Source organism: Duganella qianjiadongensis (genome assembly GCF_009857915.1).
Classification (GTDB): domain Bacteria; phylum Pseudomonadota; class Gammaproteobacteria; order Burkholderiales; family Burkholderiaceae_D; genus Rugamonas; species Rugamonas qianjiadongensis.
In genome coordinates, this window is sequence record NZ_WWCM01000006.1 from 39,236 (window position 1) to 56,678 (window position 17,443).

Genomic DNA, 17,443 nt, shown 5'->3' on the forward strand with positions numbered 1-17,443 from the left:
CTATGAATACTCCCCGCATTTTCGGCACCCCACTCTCGGCCAACGCTACCAAAGTCATGCTGCTAGGTTCAGGTGAACTGGGCAAAGAAGTCATCATCGCCCTGCAGCGACTGGGCGTCGAGGTGATCGCCGTCGACCGCTACCCGAACGCACCGGGCCATCAGGTGGCCCACCGCGCGCATGTCATCAACATGGCCGATGGCGCTGCACTGGCGGCGCTGATCGAACAGGAGCAGCCCGATCTGGTGGTGCCGGAAATCGAAGCCATCGCCACCGCTACGCTGGCAGCGCTGGAACAGGCCGGCAAGATCACCTGCATTCCCACCGCCCGCGCCGCCCAGCTGACCATGAACCGCGAAGGCATACGCCGGCTGGCGGCCGAAACGCTGGGCCTGGCCACATCGCCCTACCGGTTTGCCAGCAGTCTGGCCGAACTGCAGGCGGCGACTGCAGAAATCGGCTTCCCCTGCGTCATCAAGCCCGTCATGTCCTCGTCCGGCAAAGGCCAGTCGAAAGTCGATAGCGCCGCTGAAGTTGGCGCGGCTTGGGACTATGCCGCCGCCGGTAGCCGCGTCGATGCGGGCCGCGTCATCGTCGAAGGCTTTATCGATTTCGATTACGAAATCACGCTGCTCACCGTGCGCTCGGTCGGTGCCGATGGCCAGATCGAGACCCAGTTCTGCGAGCCGATCGGCCACGTACAGGTACAGGGCGATTACGTCGAATCATGGCAGCCCTGCGCCATGCAGCCACTGGCACTGGAACGCGCGCGCGAAATCGCCGCCAAAGTCACAGGCGATCTGGGCGGTCTCGGCCTGTTTGGCGTGGAACTGTTCGTCAAAGGCGATATGGTCTGGTTCTCCGAAGTCAGCCCGCGCCCGCACGACACCGGCATGGTCACCATGGCCACCCAGGTGCAGAGCGAATTCGAACTGCATGCCAAGGCCATACTGGGCCTGCCGGTCAATGTGGCATTGCGCACGCCGGGCGCTTCGGCGGTGATCTATGGCCAGCATGAAGCAGCCGGCATCGTCTTCGAAGGCGTGGCCGCAGCGCTCGCGGTGCCCGGCACGGATATCCGCCTGTTCGGCAAGCCGGAGTCGTTTGCACGCCGCCGCATGGGGGTGGCGCTGGCCAGCGCGGCCGATATCGACACTGCACGCCAGCACGCCAAGCAGGCAGCGGCGACGGTTACACCGCGCCGCGCCAGCTAGCGCCCGGCTCAGGGGCGGCAGGCTGCCGCCTGCTGACCACTGACGGTTACCCCCGAACAGGTTATAGTGCTTGCTAACGAGATAGCGCAATGACTCCCATGCCCGACGCACCGCATTCCTCCGCGAGCTACAGATTACCCAATCTGGCGCTGGTGATGGCGCTGACAGCATGCTATTTCCTGTTTGCCCGCGCCAGCCTGCTGCTGGCCTTTGCCCATAGCAACGCCACACCCGTCTGGCCCCCCTCGGGCATCGCTTTTGCGGCCATGCTGCTCTACGGTTACCGCATCTGGCCGGCCATCCTGATCGGCGCCACCTTTGCCAATCTGGCCACTTTCGTCGGCAACGGGCTGGCGCCTGATCTGGGCACCAATCTCATTTCCGTGCTGATAGGCAGCGGCAATACGCTGGAGGCGGCGGCCGGCGTCTGGCTAGCGCGCCACTACGGCTGCGCCCATCAGCCATTTTCCCAGTTACAGGACGTCTACAAATTTGCCCTGATCGGCCTGATCATGTGCGTGCTTGCCGCCGTACTGGGCAGCGGCGTGTTGTATCTGGGTGGTCTGGTCAGTTGGTCCGCCCTGCCCACCGTCACCCTGACGTGGTGGGTAGGCGACGTGGCAGGCGTGCTGCTGGTGACGCCCGCCCTGCTGGTCTGGCGTCCGGCGCAGGGCGGCTACCAGCCGGGCTGGCGTGGCGTATTGTCCGTGCTGGTTCTGCTGGGCATGATCGCCGCCATCTTTGCGCGCCAGTACAACGCCGGCGACGGCGATGGCTGGCTGCCCTATCTGCTGATCCTCTGCGTGGCGTGGTCGGCCCAGCGCTATGCCCAGCGTGGCGCCAGCCTGTGCTGCGTGCTGATCGCCATCGGTGCGGTGCTGGCGACCGTGCGCGGACTGGGCCCGTTTGCCGTCGGCACCCTGAATGATGCCCTGATCGCGCTGGCCAGCTATGTTGTGCTGTGCAGCGTGATCGGCATGGTGCTCAGCGCCGATGATTACGAGCGCCACCGCCTGCAAGGCCCGATGCGCAGCCAGAATGCGGCGCACTGGGCCACCCTGCTGGCAGGCATCGCGCTGACGGTCGTGGTATGGCAGCTGGTGGCACTGAGCACCGAACGGCGTGCACGCGACCAGTTCGATGCCCGCGCCACCGATATTGCCGAACGCATCAGCCGGCGCATGGATCTCTATGCATCGGGCCTGCGCGGTGCGCGCGCCCTGTTCCGGGTGGAAGCCGAGCCTACCCGCGAGCAATGGCATGCCTTCACGCAAGCACTGGATATCCGCAACAGCATGCCCGGCATGCTGGGACTGGGCTATGCTGCCCTGATTCCTCACGCCCAGCGCGATCTGGTCGAAGCCCAGATCCGCCAGCATGACCGTAGCGACTTCCACATCTGGAGTCTGCCCGGTGCCACTCCCGGCCCGGCCGCCGGGGTCGTGCTGTATCTGGAACCGGCCAGCGGCGCCAACCTGCGTGCCTTCGGCTACGACATGATGTCGGAACCGATACGGCGGCAAGCCATGCTGGAAGCGGCACGGCTGGGCGAACCGGTGCTGACGGGGCGCGTGGTACTGGTGCAGGAAGGCCCCGGTCAGGGTCAGCCCGGTTTTCTGATGTATTTTCCCATCTACCACCAGCAGGCCCAGTTCCCCCGCGGGCGTTCTGCCGCCGCCCTGCGCATGGCCGCGCTGAACGGCTTTTCCTACAGCCCTATCCGCGCCGAGGAAATGCTGACCGGCCTGCTGGGGCCCGCCGACAATGGCCTGCAACTGGAAGTGTACGATGGCGATAGTACGGCTAGCGCCAATCTGCTCTACGCCAGCGAAGGGCGCCAGCAGGCCGAGCTGGAGCAATACCCCAACCCCTACCAGCGCCTGTTGCCGCTCGATCTGCTGCGTCACCGCTGGACGCTGCGCCTGACTGCCCTGCCGGCTTTCGAGAATAATATCGACCGGCAGAAGTCGCACATCGTGCTGCTGGCCGGCGCCATTATCAGCCTGCTGTTCTTCGGCGTGGTACGCGCACTGACCGCACGGCAGGCCTATGCCAGCGCACTGGCGGAAGAAAAAACCGCCGCCCTGCGCGAATCGGAAGCTTCGCTGATCGTGGCGCGCGATCTGGCCGAGGCGGCCAGCCGCGCCAAGTCCGAATTCGTGGCCAATATGAGCCATGAAATCCGGACGCCGCTCAATGCTGTGCTGGGCATGACCCAGCTACTTAACAACACCACGCTGTCGGCCGAACAGCAGAAATATCTGGATATGATAGGCAGCTCCGGCACCGCCCTGCTGAATATCCTGAACGATGTGCTCGACCTGTCCAAGATCGAGGCGGGACGGATGGAGCTGGCGCCGGTGCAGTTCAGCCTGCAAAGCGTGCTCGATGCAGTGGCCACCATCATGACGGTCAACGCCAGCGAGAAAAATCTGGAACTATCGATAGGCGTCGATCCCGGTGTGCCGCAGGCCCTGTGCGGCGACAGCCACCGCCTGCAGCAGATTCTGGTCAATCTGGTCGGCAATGCCATCAAATTCACCGAGAAAGGCTATGTTGCCCTGCTGGTGGAACGGGCCGGTGCCAGCAGCGAAGCCGTGACCCTGCGCTTCAGTGTCAGCGACAGCGGCATCGGCATTCCGCAGGAGCAGCGCAGTCTGCTGTTTGCGCCGTTTTCGCAGGCTGACGCCTCGATGACGCGGCGCTTCGGCGGTACCGGCCTCGGTCTCGCCATCTCGCGCCGGATCGCCGCACTGATGGGCGGTGAAATCGAAGTCGACAGTACGCCGGGCGTCGGCAGCGTGTTCACTGTCTGTATTCCGCTACGCTACGGTATTCCGCCGGCGGGCGACGAGGCGCCACTGCCGGTCCAGCACTTGCTGCTGATCGAGGCGGATGCGCAGGCGGCCAACTACCTGCAGCGCAATATCACCAGCCTGAACTGGCAGTGCAGCCATGCCAGCAGCGGCGAACAGGCGCTGCAGATACTGGGCAGCGGGCAGGCCCGCATAGACGCCATTCTGCTGGCGTGGAATCTGCCCGGCATGGACGGGCTGGCAACCATGCAGGCCATACGCGCTGCACGTCCGGTCGACTGTCCTGCCATCGTGCTGCTGACCAGCGCCTATGGCCAGGGCCAGCTGCTGCAGCATCGTGAAGCGGAACTGGCCAATGCTACCCTGCTCAAGCCGGTCACGCCGGCCCGGCTGTACGACGCATTGCGCAGCACCCTGCGCCACACCCCGACCACCGCCGCCAGTGCCGATCTGGGCGCCGTTGCGGCCCTGCGCATCGACGGCGTGCGGCTGCTGCTGGTGGAGGACAATCCGCTCAACCAGCTGGTGGCCCAGAGCATGCTCAGTTATGCCGGTGCCAGCCTGGAAACGGTCGACAACGGCCGCGCCGCCCTCGATCTGCTGCGTACCGATAGCCAGCGTTTCGATCTGGTGCTGATGGATGTACAGATGCCGGAAATGGATGGTTTCGAAGCCACCATGCGCATCCGTTCCGAGCTCAAGCTGTCACTCCCTGTGCTTGCCATGACTGCAGGCGTGATGCAATCGGAGCGGCAGCAATGTATCGCCTCCGGCATGAATGATTTCATCGCCAAACCGGTCGATATCGACCAGATGCTGCGCACCATACGGCGTAACCTGCCCTCCCGCCGTCCTGCCTGAGTTGTAGCGGCTTATTTTGCAGCTTGCATTATGAAATGATCAATTGTTACATCTTCGCTATATCAGCGAAATGTGCGCAAGATCAAGAATTGCATGCATAGGCTGCTGTTTATCTTCGTGAACCGCGAACTTAGCCACAGATTGCCCCTTAAACCACTGGCTATTGTTGCCTTAAAACAACAAAAATGTCACATTTTTTGGGCAAATCTCACACAAACTCACCAACCAAGTCCAAACTAGATCAGCGTCCTAGACAAAACATAACAACATTACGAGATCAACGGGAGGAATACACGATGAAACAACCGAAACTGGCCCTGACAGTGCTTGCCGTACTTGGCGCTCTGGCTACGCAGGCCCATGCAGACGACGCTTTGCCGATTACCATTAGCGGCTTCGGCACCGGCGCGCTGACCATGACAGACACCAATGATGGCCTGTTCAACCGCACCAATCAGGTAGGCGGCGCGGGCAAGAGCGCGCGTACCGGCGTGGATTCGAATCTGGGTCTGCAGATGACGGCCAAGCTGAGCGAGAACCTGTCGCTGACGGCGCAGGGGCTGGTACGCAAGAACGGCCCTAGCGACCAGTACGCTGGCGAAATGGCTTGGGCTTTCGCCAAATACAAGGTGAGCGATGAAATCGCCATCCGCGTCGGCCGCATCGGTCTGCCCGTCTACATGATTTCCGATGTGCGCAATGTAGGCTATGCCAACATCATGCTGCGCGCACCGAACGAAGTGTATCGCCAGGTGACCGCCGACAACATCGATGGCGCCGATATTCTGTATCAGCACAACTTCGGCGACACCACGCTTACCGGCCAGCTGGCCGTAGGCCGCACGCGCTTCCACGCCGCCGGCAACTACGACGTGGAATTCAAACCGGCCGTCTCGGCACAGGTGGTGCTGGAAAACGGCCCCTTCACCTACCGGCTGGGCCATGCCAAGGCCAAAGTCAATTTATACGACAACGCCAATCTGAATGCGCTGCTGGGCGCGCTGAACAAATACGGCCTGACGTCCGTGAGCGCACAGCTGCCGCTGTCCGATATCGACGGCACTTTCACGTCTGCCGGTATCTCCATGGACTACAACAACATTGTGCTGCAGGGCGAGTACGCCAAGCGCAAGACCGATACCCGCGCCATTCAGGACACCAGCTCCTATTACCTGATGGGTGGCTATCGCATGGGCAAATTCCTGCCCTACCTGATGTACGGCGACGTCAAGCAGGACAGCATCCGCAGCTTTGCCAGCCTGCCTACCAGCGGTCCGCTGGCCGGCCTTACGGCCGCTGCCAACGGCGCTATCCAGGCTGGCCTGCAATCGACCACGGCGATCGGCGTGCGCTGGGACTTCTACAAATCGGCAGCGTTCAAGTTCCAGATCGATCACATCAGCACCCGTGATGGCACCGGCTACTTCGTCAATGCCAAACCTGCGCTGGCAGGCAAGAGCGTAAACGTGTATGCCGCCGGCATCGATTTCGTCTTCTAAGGAGAGCCTCTATGAAAACGGCCATTGCAAAACTGATGCTCGCAGCAGGTCTCGGCATGGCGGCAGCGCCGCTGTTTGCGGCGGAGATCGTCGTCATCGTGAATCCCAAGAATCCGGCTACCCGCATGTTCAGCGAACAGGCAGGCCAGTTCTTCCTCGGCAAGTCCACCCTGTTCACGCCGGTCGAACACACGGATGGCGCGCTGCGCAACGAGTTCTACAAAAAGGTGCTGGACAAGGACGCCACGCAGGTGAAAGCGATCTGGTCCAAGCTGGTATTTACCGGTAAGGCCACCGCCCCGAAAGAATACGGTTCCAGTGCCGAGGTGAAGAAAGCCGTCGCAGCCGATGTCAGCGCCATCGGCTACATCGAAAAATCGCAAGTCGATGACACGGTTAAAGTCATTCTGACGGTACAGTAAGCAGTGCCCTGCCGCACACCCGACGCCCGGTCCTGCCGGGCGTTGCTCTTCTCAGCCTTCCACCACCACCAGTGGCACCAGTTGTTTGCGGGCCCGGCGTGCATGCGGCACCCAGGCCAGCGCCTGCCAGCGGCGCCACATGATCAGTCCGCGTATCCATTCGTCCGCAGCATACGCCAGCCATACGCCGGGCAAGCCCCAGCCCAGTACGACACCAAGCAGCCAGCTGCCGCCCGCCAGTACCAGCAGCATGGACAAGGCGCCGGCCATGACGGGAAAACGGGCATCGCCGGCTGCCCTCAGCGCATTGATCACCACCAGATTGAACGTGCGGCCCGGTTCCAGCAACACGGTCAGCCAGAGCAGCAGCGAACCGCCCACGATAATCTGCGGATCGTTGCTAAACCAGCCCAGCAAAGCTCTGCCGGCCAGCGCTGCTAGCGCCGCAATCAGCAGCGCCACCAGCACGCCGCGCAGCAGGGTACGCCGCACGATCTGGTGCGCGGCGCGCAAATGGCCGGCGCCGATCAGATAGCCGACGATGATTTCAACGGTCAGGCCACTGGCGATGCTGAACATCATCACCCCCGTCATGACCTGCAGCACATAGGCCTGGGTGGCCAGCGCCGTCGCGCCCAACTGGGCCGCAGCAGCCACACTGACCATGAAGGCCAGCCGCCACGCGATGTTTTCGGCAGCGCCGGGCAAACCGATATGCAGCACGGCCGACAGTTCCGGCCGCGGCAGGCGCCACCAGTCGGCCGGCGCCAGCCGGATGCCCAGCTGATAGCGCCACAGCGTCAGATGCAGGCCTAGCCCCAGCATGCGGCTCAGCATCAGCGCCAGCGCATAGCCGGGCAAACCGAGCGGCGCGATCGGCCCCCAGCCGAACATCAGCGGTATCGCCAGTGCCATATGGCATACATGCATGGCTAGCAGCACCAGCAAAGTGTCGCGGGTGCGCAGGTGCGCCCGCATCACACTGGCCATGGCAGCATTCCAGGCATCGAACAGGGTGGCGAGGGCCAGTGTTTTCAGCAGCGGCAAGGCCAGCGGCATGACTTCGGGCGGCGTATTCAATAGCGTCAGCAAGGGGCCGGCGGCCAGCCAGCCCGCCAGCGCGGTGACGCCGCCGAGCCAGCTGCTGGCACCGACCACCGCCCGCGCCACACGTTGCGCTGCATCAAGTTGTGTTGCGCCTAGTTTCTGTGTCACCACCACGCTAACGCCCGCGCCGATAATCCGGAATAGCAGGAACAGCATCGCCGTCACCTGGCTAGCGATGGCGAAAGCCGCCCCGGCGGCGTCGGAATGGCGTGCGGCGAGTGCCGTGCCGGCTACGCCGATAGCCATGGCCAGGCCTAGTTCCGCCAGTAATGGCCAGACCAGGCCGCGCATGCGCGGCGGTAAGCGGGAGGTGGACATAAGCGTCGATGAGTTTGTTGCAGGCACGCTAGTGTAACGCAACTGGAAGCGCTTTCATAAATATCATAGAATATATCTATTGCCGCTTTGTCATTGGCAAAGTGTACACTCTTGCTGCACCCACTTATCTGTTGCGCATTCTGCCTTGACGCCTGCCGCTGTTTCCCGCTTGCTCTACCTTCTGCTGCTGTTGCTGCCGCTCCGGCAGGCGTACGCGCAAGGACTGGCGGTACTGCATCCGGAACTCAATGGTCCCTACCGCAGCGTGGTGAGCGAAATTCTGCAAGGGGTGGAAGAGCAGATCCACAGCCATCCGCGCATAGTGGTATTCGGCCCGGCTACGGATGCGGTCGAACTGCGCAACAATCTGAAAAACAGCAAGGCCGTCATCGCACTGGGCCGCCAGAGTCTGAAACTGGCGAACACGCTCGATTCCGCCGTTCCTGTGGTGATAGGCGGCGTCAATCCCGGTGCCGACAGCGAGCAGTTAAACGGCATCAGCATGATGCCTGATCCGGCCTTGCTGTTCACCCTGCTGAGAAATCTGCTGCCTTCGGTGCGCCGCGTAATGGCGGTGTACCACCCCCAGACCAGCGAAGCCCAGATCCGGCTGGCACGCGAAGCAGCGCGCGCTCAGGGACTGGATTTTTCGGCACTGGAAGCCAGCGATCTGGCCGGCGCAGCACGCGCCTATGAAGCATTGCTCAGTACATCCGATAGCCGGCGCGATGCGCTGTGGCTGCTGCAGGACCCCACCACAGTCGAGGAAACCACGATACTGCCCATGATCCTGAAAGAGTCATGGAGCCGCAGCCTGCCGGTGTTCTCCAGCAGTGTGCTGCATGTAAAAAAAGGCGTGTTGTTCGGCATGTATCCGAATCATGTGCAGCTCGGTCACGATCTGGCCCAGCTGGCAAGCGCATTGCAGAATGGCGAAAACGTCAGACGCGGGCTGATGCCCCTGCGCGCACTGAGCAGCGCGCTCAACTCCCGTACCGCCAGCCACCTCGGGCTGCATCTGGGCACTGTACAACTAAGGCAATTCGATGCGATTTTCCCTGAACTATAAGGCCCGCACAGTGGCTCCGGCTAAGTTCTGCCCCGGGCTGCAAGGGGAGCAGAAACCATGATCACGCTGCTGCGCCAATTCCTGCGCCGTACCGGCTTCCAGCGTCAGCTGATGCTGATCGCTTCGATCTCTATCCTTGGCCTCGCCGTGTTCTCGGCCCTGATGAATGCGCGCGAAGCCAATGTACGCATGCGCGACTATTTCGTCGGGCAAGGACAGCGCATCGCCGAAAATCTTGCCCGTCAGAGTACGCTTGCGCTGTTGTTCCATGCGCAGGAGAATGCCCGCGAGGTCGTCAGCACCACGCTGGCTTTCCCTGATGTCAGTGCAGTCCAGATCATCGATGCGCAGCAGCGCGTACTGCTCAATCAGGCCAGCGCCGGCCAGGCGGTGCTGGCCCCACCGGGAAAAAACCTCCCCAGTCATGCTGCTCTGATGAGCGAAGATAGCCATAGCTGGCTGTTTGCTGCTCCCGTGTTCGGCGGGCAGGCCGAGACATCGCCGCTGGACCCGCAGGACATCCGCCCGCAGATACAGGGCTATGTGCAGGTGCAGATCGCCAAGAGCACGCTCAATAGCCTGACCGCCTCTCTGCTGCTGGGCAATCTGGTGCTGACGCTATCATTTGCCGTGCTAGTGCTGGGTGTGGGACGCCTGCTGACGCGCCACATGATCCGTCCGCTGAATGCGCTGTCGGAACTGATGCGCCGCGCCGAAGCGGGCGAGTCGGGCATGCGCGCGCGCCCTTCCGGCCCGCGCGACCTGATCGACATGGCCCATGCTTTCAACCAGATGATGACAGTGCTGGAGCAGCGCGAGAGCGAGCTCATGGAATCGCGCGACGCCGCCATCAATCTTGCCCAGCTCAAGGCCCAGTTTGCCGCCACCGTCAGCCATGAAGTGCGCACCCCGCTCAACGGCGTAGTCGGCATGCTGGACATGCTGCGCGAAACCCGTCTCTCCATGCGCCAGCAGGAGCTGCTCGATGTGGCGTGGAACTCATCCAATACCCTGATCGAACTGATCAACAATATTCTCGATTTCTCCAAGCTGGAAGCAGGCAGGCTGACGCTGGAACCCAATACCTTCGACCTGCCCGCCCTGCTCGATCAGGTAATCGAACTGTTGCAGCCTCAGGCCAGCCAGAAGGGCTTGCAACTGGGCTGGCAAGGCGCTGCCGATCTGCCGCGCTATCTGACCGGCGACGCACTGCGCCTGCGCCAGATTCTGCTCAACCTGATCGGCAATGCCATCAAATTTACCGAACGTGGCGAGGTTGCCGTCAGCCTGGGCGTCAGCAGCGACTCGCAGCCCCTGCGCCTGCACTGCAGCGTGCGCGATACCGGGATCGGCATGAGCGCCGAGGTCTGCCAGCGTCTGTTCCACGCCTACGTACAGCCGGAAACCGGCACCACCCGCCGCTACGGCGGCACCGGGCTGGGGCTGGCCATCAGCAAGCAGCTGGTAGAGCTGCTGGGTGGCCAGATCAGCGTCCAGAGCACCCCCGGCCAGGGCAGCAGCTTCAGTTTCGACATCGCTTGCCAGCCCGCCAGCGCACCTGCCACAGCCGCTGCCCCCGCTGCCCCTGCCCTTGCAGCGGCGGCAGCGCCAGCCATGGCGGGCGGCGCGACGCGGCCGCCTTTGGCCGGCGACGCCCCCCGCTTCCGCGTGCTGGTGGCGGAGGACAACCGGACCAACCAGATGGTGGCAGCAGGCATGCTGGCACTGAATGACTGCAGCTGCGTATTTGCCGGCGATGGTGCCGAAGCAGTGCGGGCTGCCGCGCGCGAACAGTTCGATCTGATCCTGATGGATTGCAGCATGCCGGAAATGGATGGCTACGAAGCGACCGCCCATATCCGCCTGGCCGAACTGGCCAGCGGCCGCCGCACCCCGCTGCTGGCCATGACGGCGAATACCCAGTCCGGCGATGCCGAAAAATGTCTTGCCGCCGGCATGGACGACTATCTGGCCAAGCCGATCACGCTGGTGGAACTGCGCCGCAAACTGGAAAAATGGCTGCCTCTGCAGGTTAGCGTAGAGGCCACACATGACGCCACCATCAGCGCTGCTGCGCCCTGCCCGGTCAACCGCGCAGTCTACGAACAGCTATGTCAGGTGCTGGGCGAGAGCCTGCCGCAAGCCATCGAACCCTATCTGGAAGATGCCCCGCGCGGTATCGACGAGATCGAGCAGGCGGTGGCCAGCGGCGACTACGCGCTGGCCCGCGAGCGCGCCCACACGCTCAAAGGCGCGTCGGCCAATCTGGGCGCCGAGTTACTGGCGCAACTGGCCATGCAGGTGGAAGACCATGCAGCGCGCGGCGAAGGCGACCAGCTGCAGCCGCTCCTCGCGCCTCTGCGCAGCGAATATGCGGCACTGGCCGAGTTCCTGCGCGCCCAGCTCAGCGTCATGACACCCATGTCCGAACAGCGCGAAGACAGTCTGGCGCAAGTGCTGATCGTCGACGATGATCGCAGTACCCGCAGCACGCTACGCCATACGCTGCAGCGTGACGGCTTCCACGTGGAAGAAGCTGGCGATGGCGCACAGGCACTGGCCATGCTGGCGACGTACCAGCCGGACGTGATCCTGATGGACGCGATGATGCCGGTGATGGACGGCTTCACCGCCTGCGCCCGCATGCAGCAACTGCCGCAGGGTGCCGAGATTCCCGTACTGATGATCACCGCCCTGCAGGATAACGCCTCGGTCGAAAAAGCTTTTGCCGCCGGTGCCAGCGACTACATTCCCAAGCCTATCCACTACGCCGTGCTGTCGCAGCGGGTGCGCCGCATCATCGAGGGTAATCGGGCGGAAAAGCGCATCCGCCATCTGGCCTACAACGACGTCCTGACCAACCTGCCTAACCGTACCCTGTTCTTCGACCTGCTGGCCCAGCGCATCAGCCGTGCCGAGGATCAGCAGCAGCAACTGGGTGTGCTGTTCATGGATCTGGACCGATTCAAATACGTCAACGACAATCTGGGCCACCATATCGGCGACCGTCTGCTGCAAGCAGTCGCCCAGCGGGTGCGCCAGACCGTGCGCGACGACGACACCGTGGCACGGCTGGGCGGCGACGAGTTCACCGTGGTGCTGGACCAGCTTGACAATCCGGCCGCGGCGGCCGCAGCGGCGCAGAACATCGTGCGGGCGCTGAGCGCGCCCTTCCCTATCGACGGCAACGATATCTTCGTCACCGCCAGCGTGGGCATCGCCATGTACCCGCACGACGGACGCGATGTGGCCACACTGGTCAAGCATGCCGACAGCGCCATGTACCGCGCCAAGCGCACCAACAGCGGCTTCCAGTTCTATGAAGCGTCGATGGAGCTATCGATTTCCGAACACGTGCGGCTGGAAAGCGATCTGCGCCACGCCATGCTGCAGGGCCACCAGCTGGAAGTGTATTACCAGCCGCAGGCCCGCCTCGACGACGGCAGCATACTGGGAATGGAAGCACTGCTGCGCTGGCACCATCCGCTGCGCGGCCTGATTGCTCCCGACCAGTTCATTCCCCTAGCTGAAGAAACGGGACTGATCATCCCTATCGGCGAATGGGTGCTGCGCAGTGCCTGCAGCCAGCTGCAAAGCTGGCGCGACGAGGGCATGGCGGACCTGCGTGTCGCTGTCAACCTGTCGGTACGCCAGCTGCTGCAGAAGGATTTCAGTAACACCGTGGCCCGCATCCTCAACGAAACTGGCCTGCCGGCCGCCTTGCTGGAGCTTGAAATCACTGAAAGCACGCTGATGGAAAACGCCCAGGATACGCTGGCGACGCTGCATAGTCTGCATGCGCTGGGCGTGCGCCTGTCGATCGACGACTTCGGTACCGGCTATTCTTCGCTGTCCTATCTCAAGCGCTTCCCTGTCGACATCCTGAAAATCGACCGCTCCTTCGTGCTCGATGTGCCGCAGGATGGCGACGACATGGCGATCGTCAGCGCCATCATCGCGCTGGCCCACAGCCTGCGACTGGAAGTGGTCGCCGAAGGCGTAGAAACGGAAGCCCAGCTAGCCTTCCTGCGCGCGCGCGACTGCGATCTGCTGCAAGGCTATTTCCTCAGTCCGGCGCTGCCTGCCCAGCAGTGCGCCGATCTGATACGCGCCCACCGGCCCCAGAACGGCGTCGTACTGACAGCACAGAATTAAACACCTGCGAAATTATTGCTCACATCATGACGCACACCATGCCCCCCCATCACACTGCCCCCCGCGTCGCCCCCACCGCACGGCCGCGCCTGCGCCGTCTGCAGCTAGCTCTGGCCACTGCGCTGCCATTGTGCCTGATTGGACCCGGCGCGTATGCCAGCCCCGTTGGCGATGACGACGAACTGGCCATGTCCTATAGCGAAGCACTCAATGTCAGCATCGCCACAGGCAGCCCGCAGACGCTGCGTCGTGCGCCCGCCGTGGCCAGCGTTATCACCGCCGCCGACATCGTCGCCATGGGGGCAACGGATCTCGACCAGATACTCGAGACGGTGCCGGGCATACACGTCAACCGTACGCCCAACAGTAATTCGCCCATCTACGTCATCCGCGGCATTGTCAGCGCCTTTAATCCGCAGGTGCTGATGCTGCAGAATGGCATACCGATTACGACTGCCTACATCGGCAACAAGGGCAATCTCTGGGGCGGCTATCCGGTCGAGCATATCGCCCGTATCGAAATACTGCGCGGCCCGGGTTCTGCCCTGTACGGTTCCGACGCCTACGCCGGCGTGATCAACATCATTACCAAAAGCGCTGCCGAGGTGGGCGGCACCGAGCTCGGTCTGCGTGCTGCCGGCTACAGCAGCGGCGACCTGTGGTTCCAGCATGGCGGCAAGATCGGCCCCGTCGCACTGGCCACCTATTTGCGCTATGGCCAGACCGACGGCAACCATAGTCTGGTCGAAGTCGATGCCCAGACCCGCAACGACAAACTGTTCAATACCAGTGCCAGTCTTGCACCCGGCTATACCAATAATCAGGTCAAGGCGGTCGACGCCAATCTCGATGCCCAGGCCGGCGCCTGGCGCGCACGCTTCGGTTATAAGCGGCGCTACGACATGGGTAGCGGCCTGGGCATCGCCTCGGCACTAGACCCTGACAGCCGCCAGCAAAGCGAACGGCTTACAGGCAGCCTGTCATGGGCCGACGCCCAGCTGGCGCGCGACTGGGGTGCCGGCGCCACCCTCAGCAGCCAGCAGTATGCGCAGGAGATCCCGACCTGGTATCACCTGATGCCGGCTGGTCTGGTCTACCCTACCGGCGCCTTCCCCAACGGCATGATCGCCGCGCCGGAAACCTGGGAGCGCACCGTGCGCGCCAGCGCCTACGCCGATTACAGCGGCTGGCAGCTGCACCGCATCCGGCTGGGACTGGGTCACGACGATATCGATATGTACCGCACGCGGGAGTACCGCAATTTCAATTACGCCAGCAACGGCATGCCGATTCCGCTGCCGCAGGTGATAGAAACCAGCAGCAGCACGCCGTTTATCCGGCCACAGCGGCGCCATATCAACTATCTGTACCTGCAGGATGAATGGAATCTGGCGGCCGACTGGAACCTGACGGCAGGTCTGCGCCATGACCGCTATTCCGATTTTGGCAGCACCACCAATCCGCGCCTCGCGCTGGTGTGGGATGCCAGCTATGATTTGACCGCCAAGCTGCTGTATGGGCGCGCCTTCCGTGCACCGGCTTTTGTGGAGAGTTACGGCATCAGCAACCCTGTTGCACTGGGCAATCCTCTGCTCAAGCCCGAGCGTAACGCCACGACGGAACTGGCCCTGGCATGGCAGCTCAGCACCAATGCCAGCGTCAACCTCTCGCTGTATCACTACATGATGCACGACATTATCCGTACCGTGCCGAATCCTGTCGCCGGCACGGGCGCCACCTATGCCAACACGGGCGACCAGCATGGCGATGGCGCCGAACTGGAAGGCAAATGGATGCTCAGCCCCGCCCTGCAGTTCAGCGGCAACTACGCGTGGCAGCGCTCGATCGATCAGCGCACCGGCACCGATGCTGGTGGCGCACCGCGTCAGCATCTGCTGGGCCGTGCCGACTGGAGTTTTGCCGAGGATTACCAGCTAGGCGCCCAGATCAACCATGTCGCCGGCCGACGTCGCGCCGCTGGCGATGCACGTGCAGCGCTGGCCGATTACACCAGCACCGATTTCACTCTGGCCACCCGCTATGGCCGCCAGCACTGGAACTACACGCTGGCGCTACGCAATGCCTTCAATGCGAATGTGCGCGAACCCAGCCCCGCGCCGGGCCTGTCGCTGCCCGGCGATATTCCTATGCCGGGCCGCACCATTTCGCTACAGGCCAGCTACCAGATGTAAGCTAGTCTTTCGCTTCAGGCCGCGCGCGCCAGCGCCGGCGGGCGCCGCACTGGCGTTCTGCCAGCTGGTGCAAGCGCCAGTACCTCCGCCTGGCGTCCGGTTTCGTGTTCGAGGCGGAATTCGCCCATCAGCCGGGTCATATCGGCGCACTGCTCCTGCATGGCCTGCGCTGCGGCGGCGGCTTGCTGTACCAGTGCCGCATTCTGCTGGGTCACACCATCCATCTCGCAGATCGCGCTGTTTACCTGTTCTATGCCCTGTTGCTGCATGGTGCTGGCATTACTGATGGCGGCAATGATATCGGCCACCTTGCCTACTTGCGTGACGATCTCGGTCATGGTGGCGCCCGCTTCGCTAGCCAGCGCACTGCCGCCGGCAATCTGCTGTGCCGACTCGTTAATCAGCTGCTTGATCTCCTTGGCCGCCACCGCCGAGCGCTGCGCCAGATTGCGCACTTCCGTCGCCACGACAGCGAAGCCGCGCCCCTGCTCACCTGCGCGGGCCGCCTCCACGGCAGCATTCAGGGCCAGGATATTGGTCTGGAAAGCGATACCATCAATCACGCCCGTGATATCGACGATGCGGCGGGCGAATTCGTCGATGTTATGCATGGTTGCCACCACTTGCGCCACCACGGCGCCGCCTTTGTCGGCCACTGCGGTAGCGGAGACTGCCAGTGCATTGGCAGCTTGTGCGTTGCCGCTATTGGCACGCACCGCCTGAGTGAGTTCCACCATGGCCGATGCGGTTTCTTCCAGTGCGCCTGCCTGATGTTCGGTGCGCTGCGACAGATCCAGATTGCCAGCGGTGATTTCGCGCGAACTATGATCGATGCGCTGGGCGCCATCACGCACCTGCCGCACCGTATGGGCTAGCCGCTCCGTCATGTGGCTCAGTGCATCGAGCAGCTTGCCGATCTCGTCGTGGCGCTGATGGTTGATGCTACCGTGCAGCTGGCCAGCGGCCACCTGCTGGGCTAGCTGTACTGCCTGTTCCAGCGGGCGCACCACGCTACGGGTCAGCAGCACTGCCAGCACGCTGCCGCTCAGCAGCGCTACCGCACCCAGTCCCAGCAGCAGTGCGCGGCTCAGCGCAAACTGGCTGGCCGAGCTGGCCGCCAGCTGTTGCGCTTCCTGTTTCTGATAGCTCAGCAACTGTTCCAGCGCGCCCGTGTAAGCGCCCGCCACGACGGGCATGCGCTGGTCGAGCAGATCCGCCACTTCCTGTATGCGCCCGCCATCCTTGAATTTGAACAGCTCGCCACGCAGCGCCAGATACGCCTGCTTGCGCTGGGCCACCTGCTGCAGCAAGCGGGTCTCCTGCGCGTCATTGTCAAACTTGGCAAGGCGCAGTTCCAGCGCCTGCATCTGTTTCTCGCCTGCAGTGAGCTGGGCCTGGAACAGATCGGCCACTTCCAGACTGTCGGCACGCGCGATCGATACCGTGCGCAGGCTGTTCAACTCCACGCTGGCCAGCAGTTCGGAGCCCAGTTGCTGTTTTGCCAGCTTGTCATTGACCAGATCGGACGTCGTGGCGTTGGCTGCATGCAGCCGCCACAGGGCCACCGCCGACATGCATGCCATCAGTATCAGTAGCAGGCCGAACGAAGCCGTGACTCGGAAACCAGTATTTAATCGGGGGATATTCATCGCGTTTTCTAGGTGATGGAGTTTGAATCAGTCCGCAGTGTAGCGCCCGAATGTGACGCCATCATTACCACGTGGAAACTTTTTGTACACAATGTCCATGTAATGAACTGGTAACAATTTCCTATTAGCATTGCGGCCACT

9 protein-coding genes are annotated in these 17,443 nt (G+C 62.8%); 7 read left to right on the forward strand and 2 right to left on the reverse strand.

Annotated features, from left to right (window positions below):
- Window positions 1–2: 2 nt before the first annotated feature.
- The 4 genes from purT (at window position 3) to GTP27_RS10300 (ending at window position 6,812) form a co-directional block, all read left to right on the forward strand.
- The gene (purT, locus tag GTP27_RS10285) at window positions 3–1,214 is read left to right on the forward strand and encodes a formate-dependent phosphoribosylglycinamide formyltransferase (RefSeq protein WP_161039097.1); all 1,212 of its coding nucleotides are present in this window, start codon (window positions 3–5) and stop codon (window positions 1,212–1,214) included.
- 89 nt (window positions 1,215–1,303) lie between these two features.
- Window positions 1,304–4,891: a CHASE domain-containing protein gene (locus GTP27_RS10290; RefSeq protein WP_161039098.1), complete on the forward strand. Its 3,588-nt coding sequence runs from the start codon at window positions 1,304–1,306 to the stop codon at window positions 4,889–4,891.
- Window positions 4,892–5,187: 296 nt separating this feature from the next.
- Window positions 5,188–6,390 carry a porin family protein gene (locus GTP27_RS10295; RefSeq protein ID WP_202416678.1) on the forward strand — a complete coding sequence of 401 codons (1,203 nt, stop codon included), beginning with the start codon at window positions 5,188–5,190 and terminating at the stop codon, window positions 6,388–6,390.
- An 11-nt stretch (window positions 6,391–6,401) separates the two neighbouring features.
- Window positions 6,402–6,812 carry a type 2 periplasmic-binding domain-containing protein gene (locus GTP27_RS10300; RefSeq protein ID WP_161039099.1) on the forward strand — a complete coding sequence of 137 codons (411 nt, stop codon included), beginning with the start codon at window positions 6,402–6,404 and terminating at the stop codon, window positions 6,810–6,812.
- A gap of 51 nt (window positions 6,813–6,863) precedes the next feature.
- On the opposite strand, the gene GTP27_RS10305 is transcribed toward GTP27_RS10300, so the two are convergent.
- Window positions 6,864–8,237, reverse strand: coding sequence for an MATE family efflux transporter (locus tag GTP27_RS10305; RefSeq protein ID WP_229633625.1), 1,374 nt, complete (start codon window positions 8,235–8,237; stop codon window positions 6,864–6,866).
- Between the two features lie 169 nt (window positions 8,238–8,406).
- Here GTP27_RS10305 and GTP27_RS10310 point away from each other — a divergent pair, with 169 nt between their 5' ends.
- Genes GTP27_RS10310 through GTP27_RS10320 form a run of 3 tightly spaced genes read left to right on the forward strand, consistent with a single transcriptional unit; the run spans window position 8,407 to window position 15,653 of the window.
- Complete coding sequence (locus GTP27_RS10310) at window positions 8,407–9,306, forward strand: ABC transporter substrate-binding protein (RefSeq protein ID WP_229633635.1); 900 nt, start codon at window positions 8,407–8,409, stop codon at window positions 9,304–9,306.
- Window positions 9,307–9,363: 57 nt separating this feature from the next.
- Window positions 9,364–13,461: an EAL domain-containing protein gene (locus GTP27_RS10315; RefSeq protein WP_161039101.1), complete on the forward strand. Its 4,098-nt coding sequence runs from the start codon at window positions 9,364–9,366 to the stop codon at window positions 13,459–13,461.
- A gap of 38 nt (window positions 13,462–13,499) precedes the next feature.
- Window positions 13,500–15,653, forward strand: a complete 2,154-nt coding sequence (locus tag GTP27_RS10320; protein ID WP_161039102.1) for a TonB-dependent receptor plug domain-containing protein — start codon at window positions 13,500–13,502, stop codon at window positions 15,651–15,653.
- A 14-nt stretch (window positions 15,654–15,667) separates the two neighbouring features.
- On the opposite strand, the gene GTP27_RS10325 is transcribed toward GTP27_RS10320, so the two are convergent.
- On the reverse strand, window positions 15,668–17,302 hold the full coding sequence (locus tag GTP27_RS10325) for a methyl-accepting chemotaxis protein (protein ID WP_161039103.1): 1,635 nt from the start codon (window positions 17,300–17,302) through the stop codon (window positions 15,668–15,670).
- Window positions 17,303–17,443: the final 141 nt, after the last annotated feature.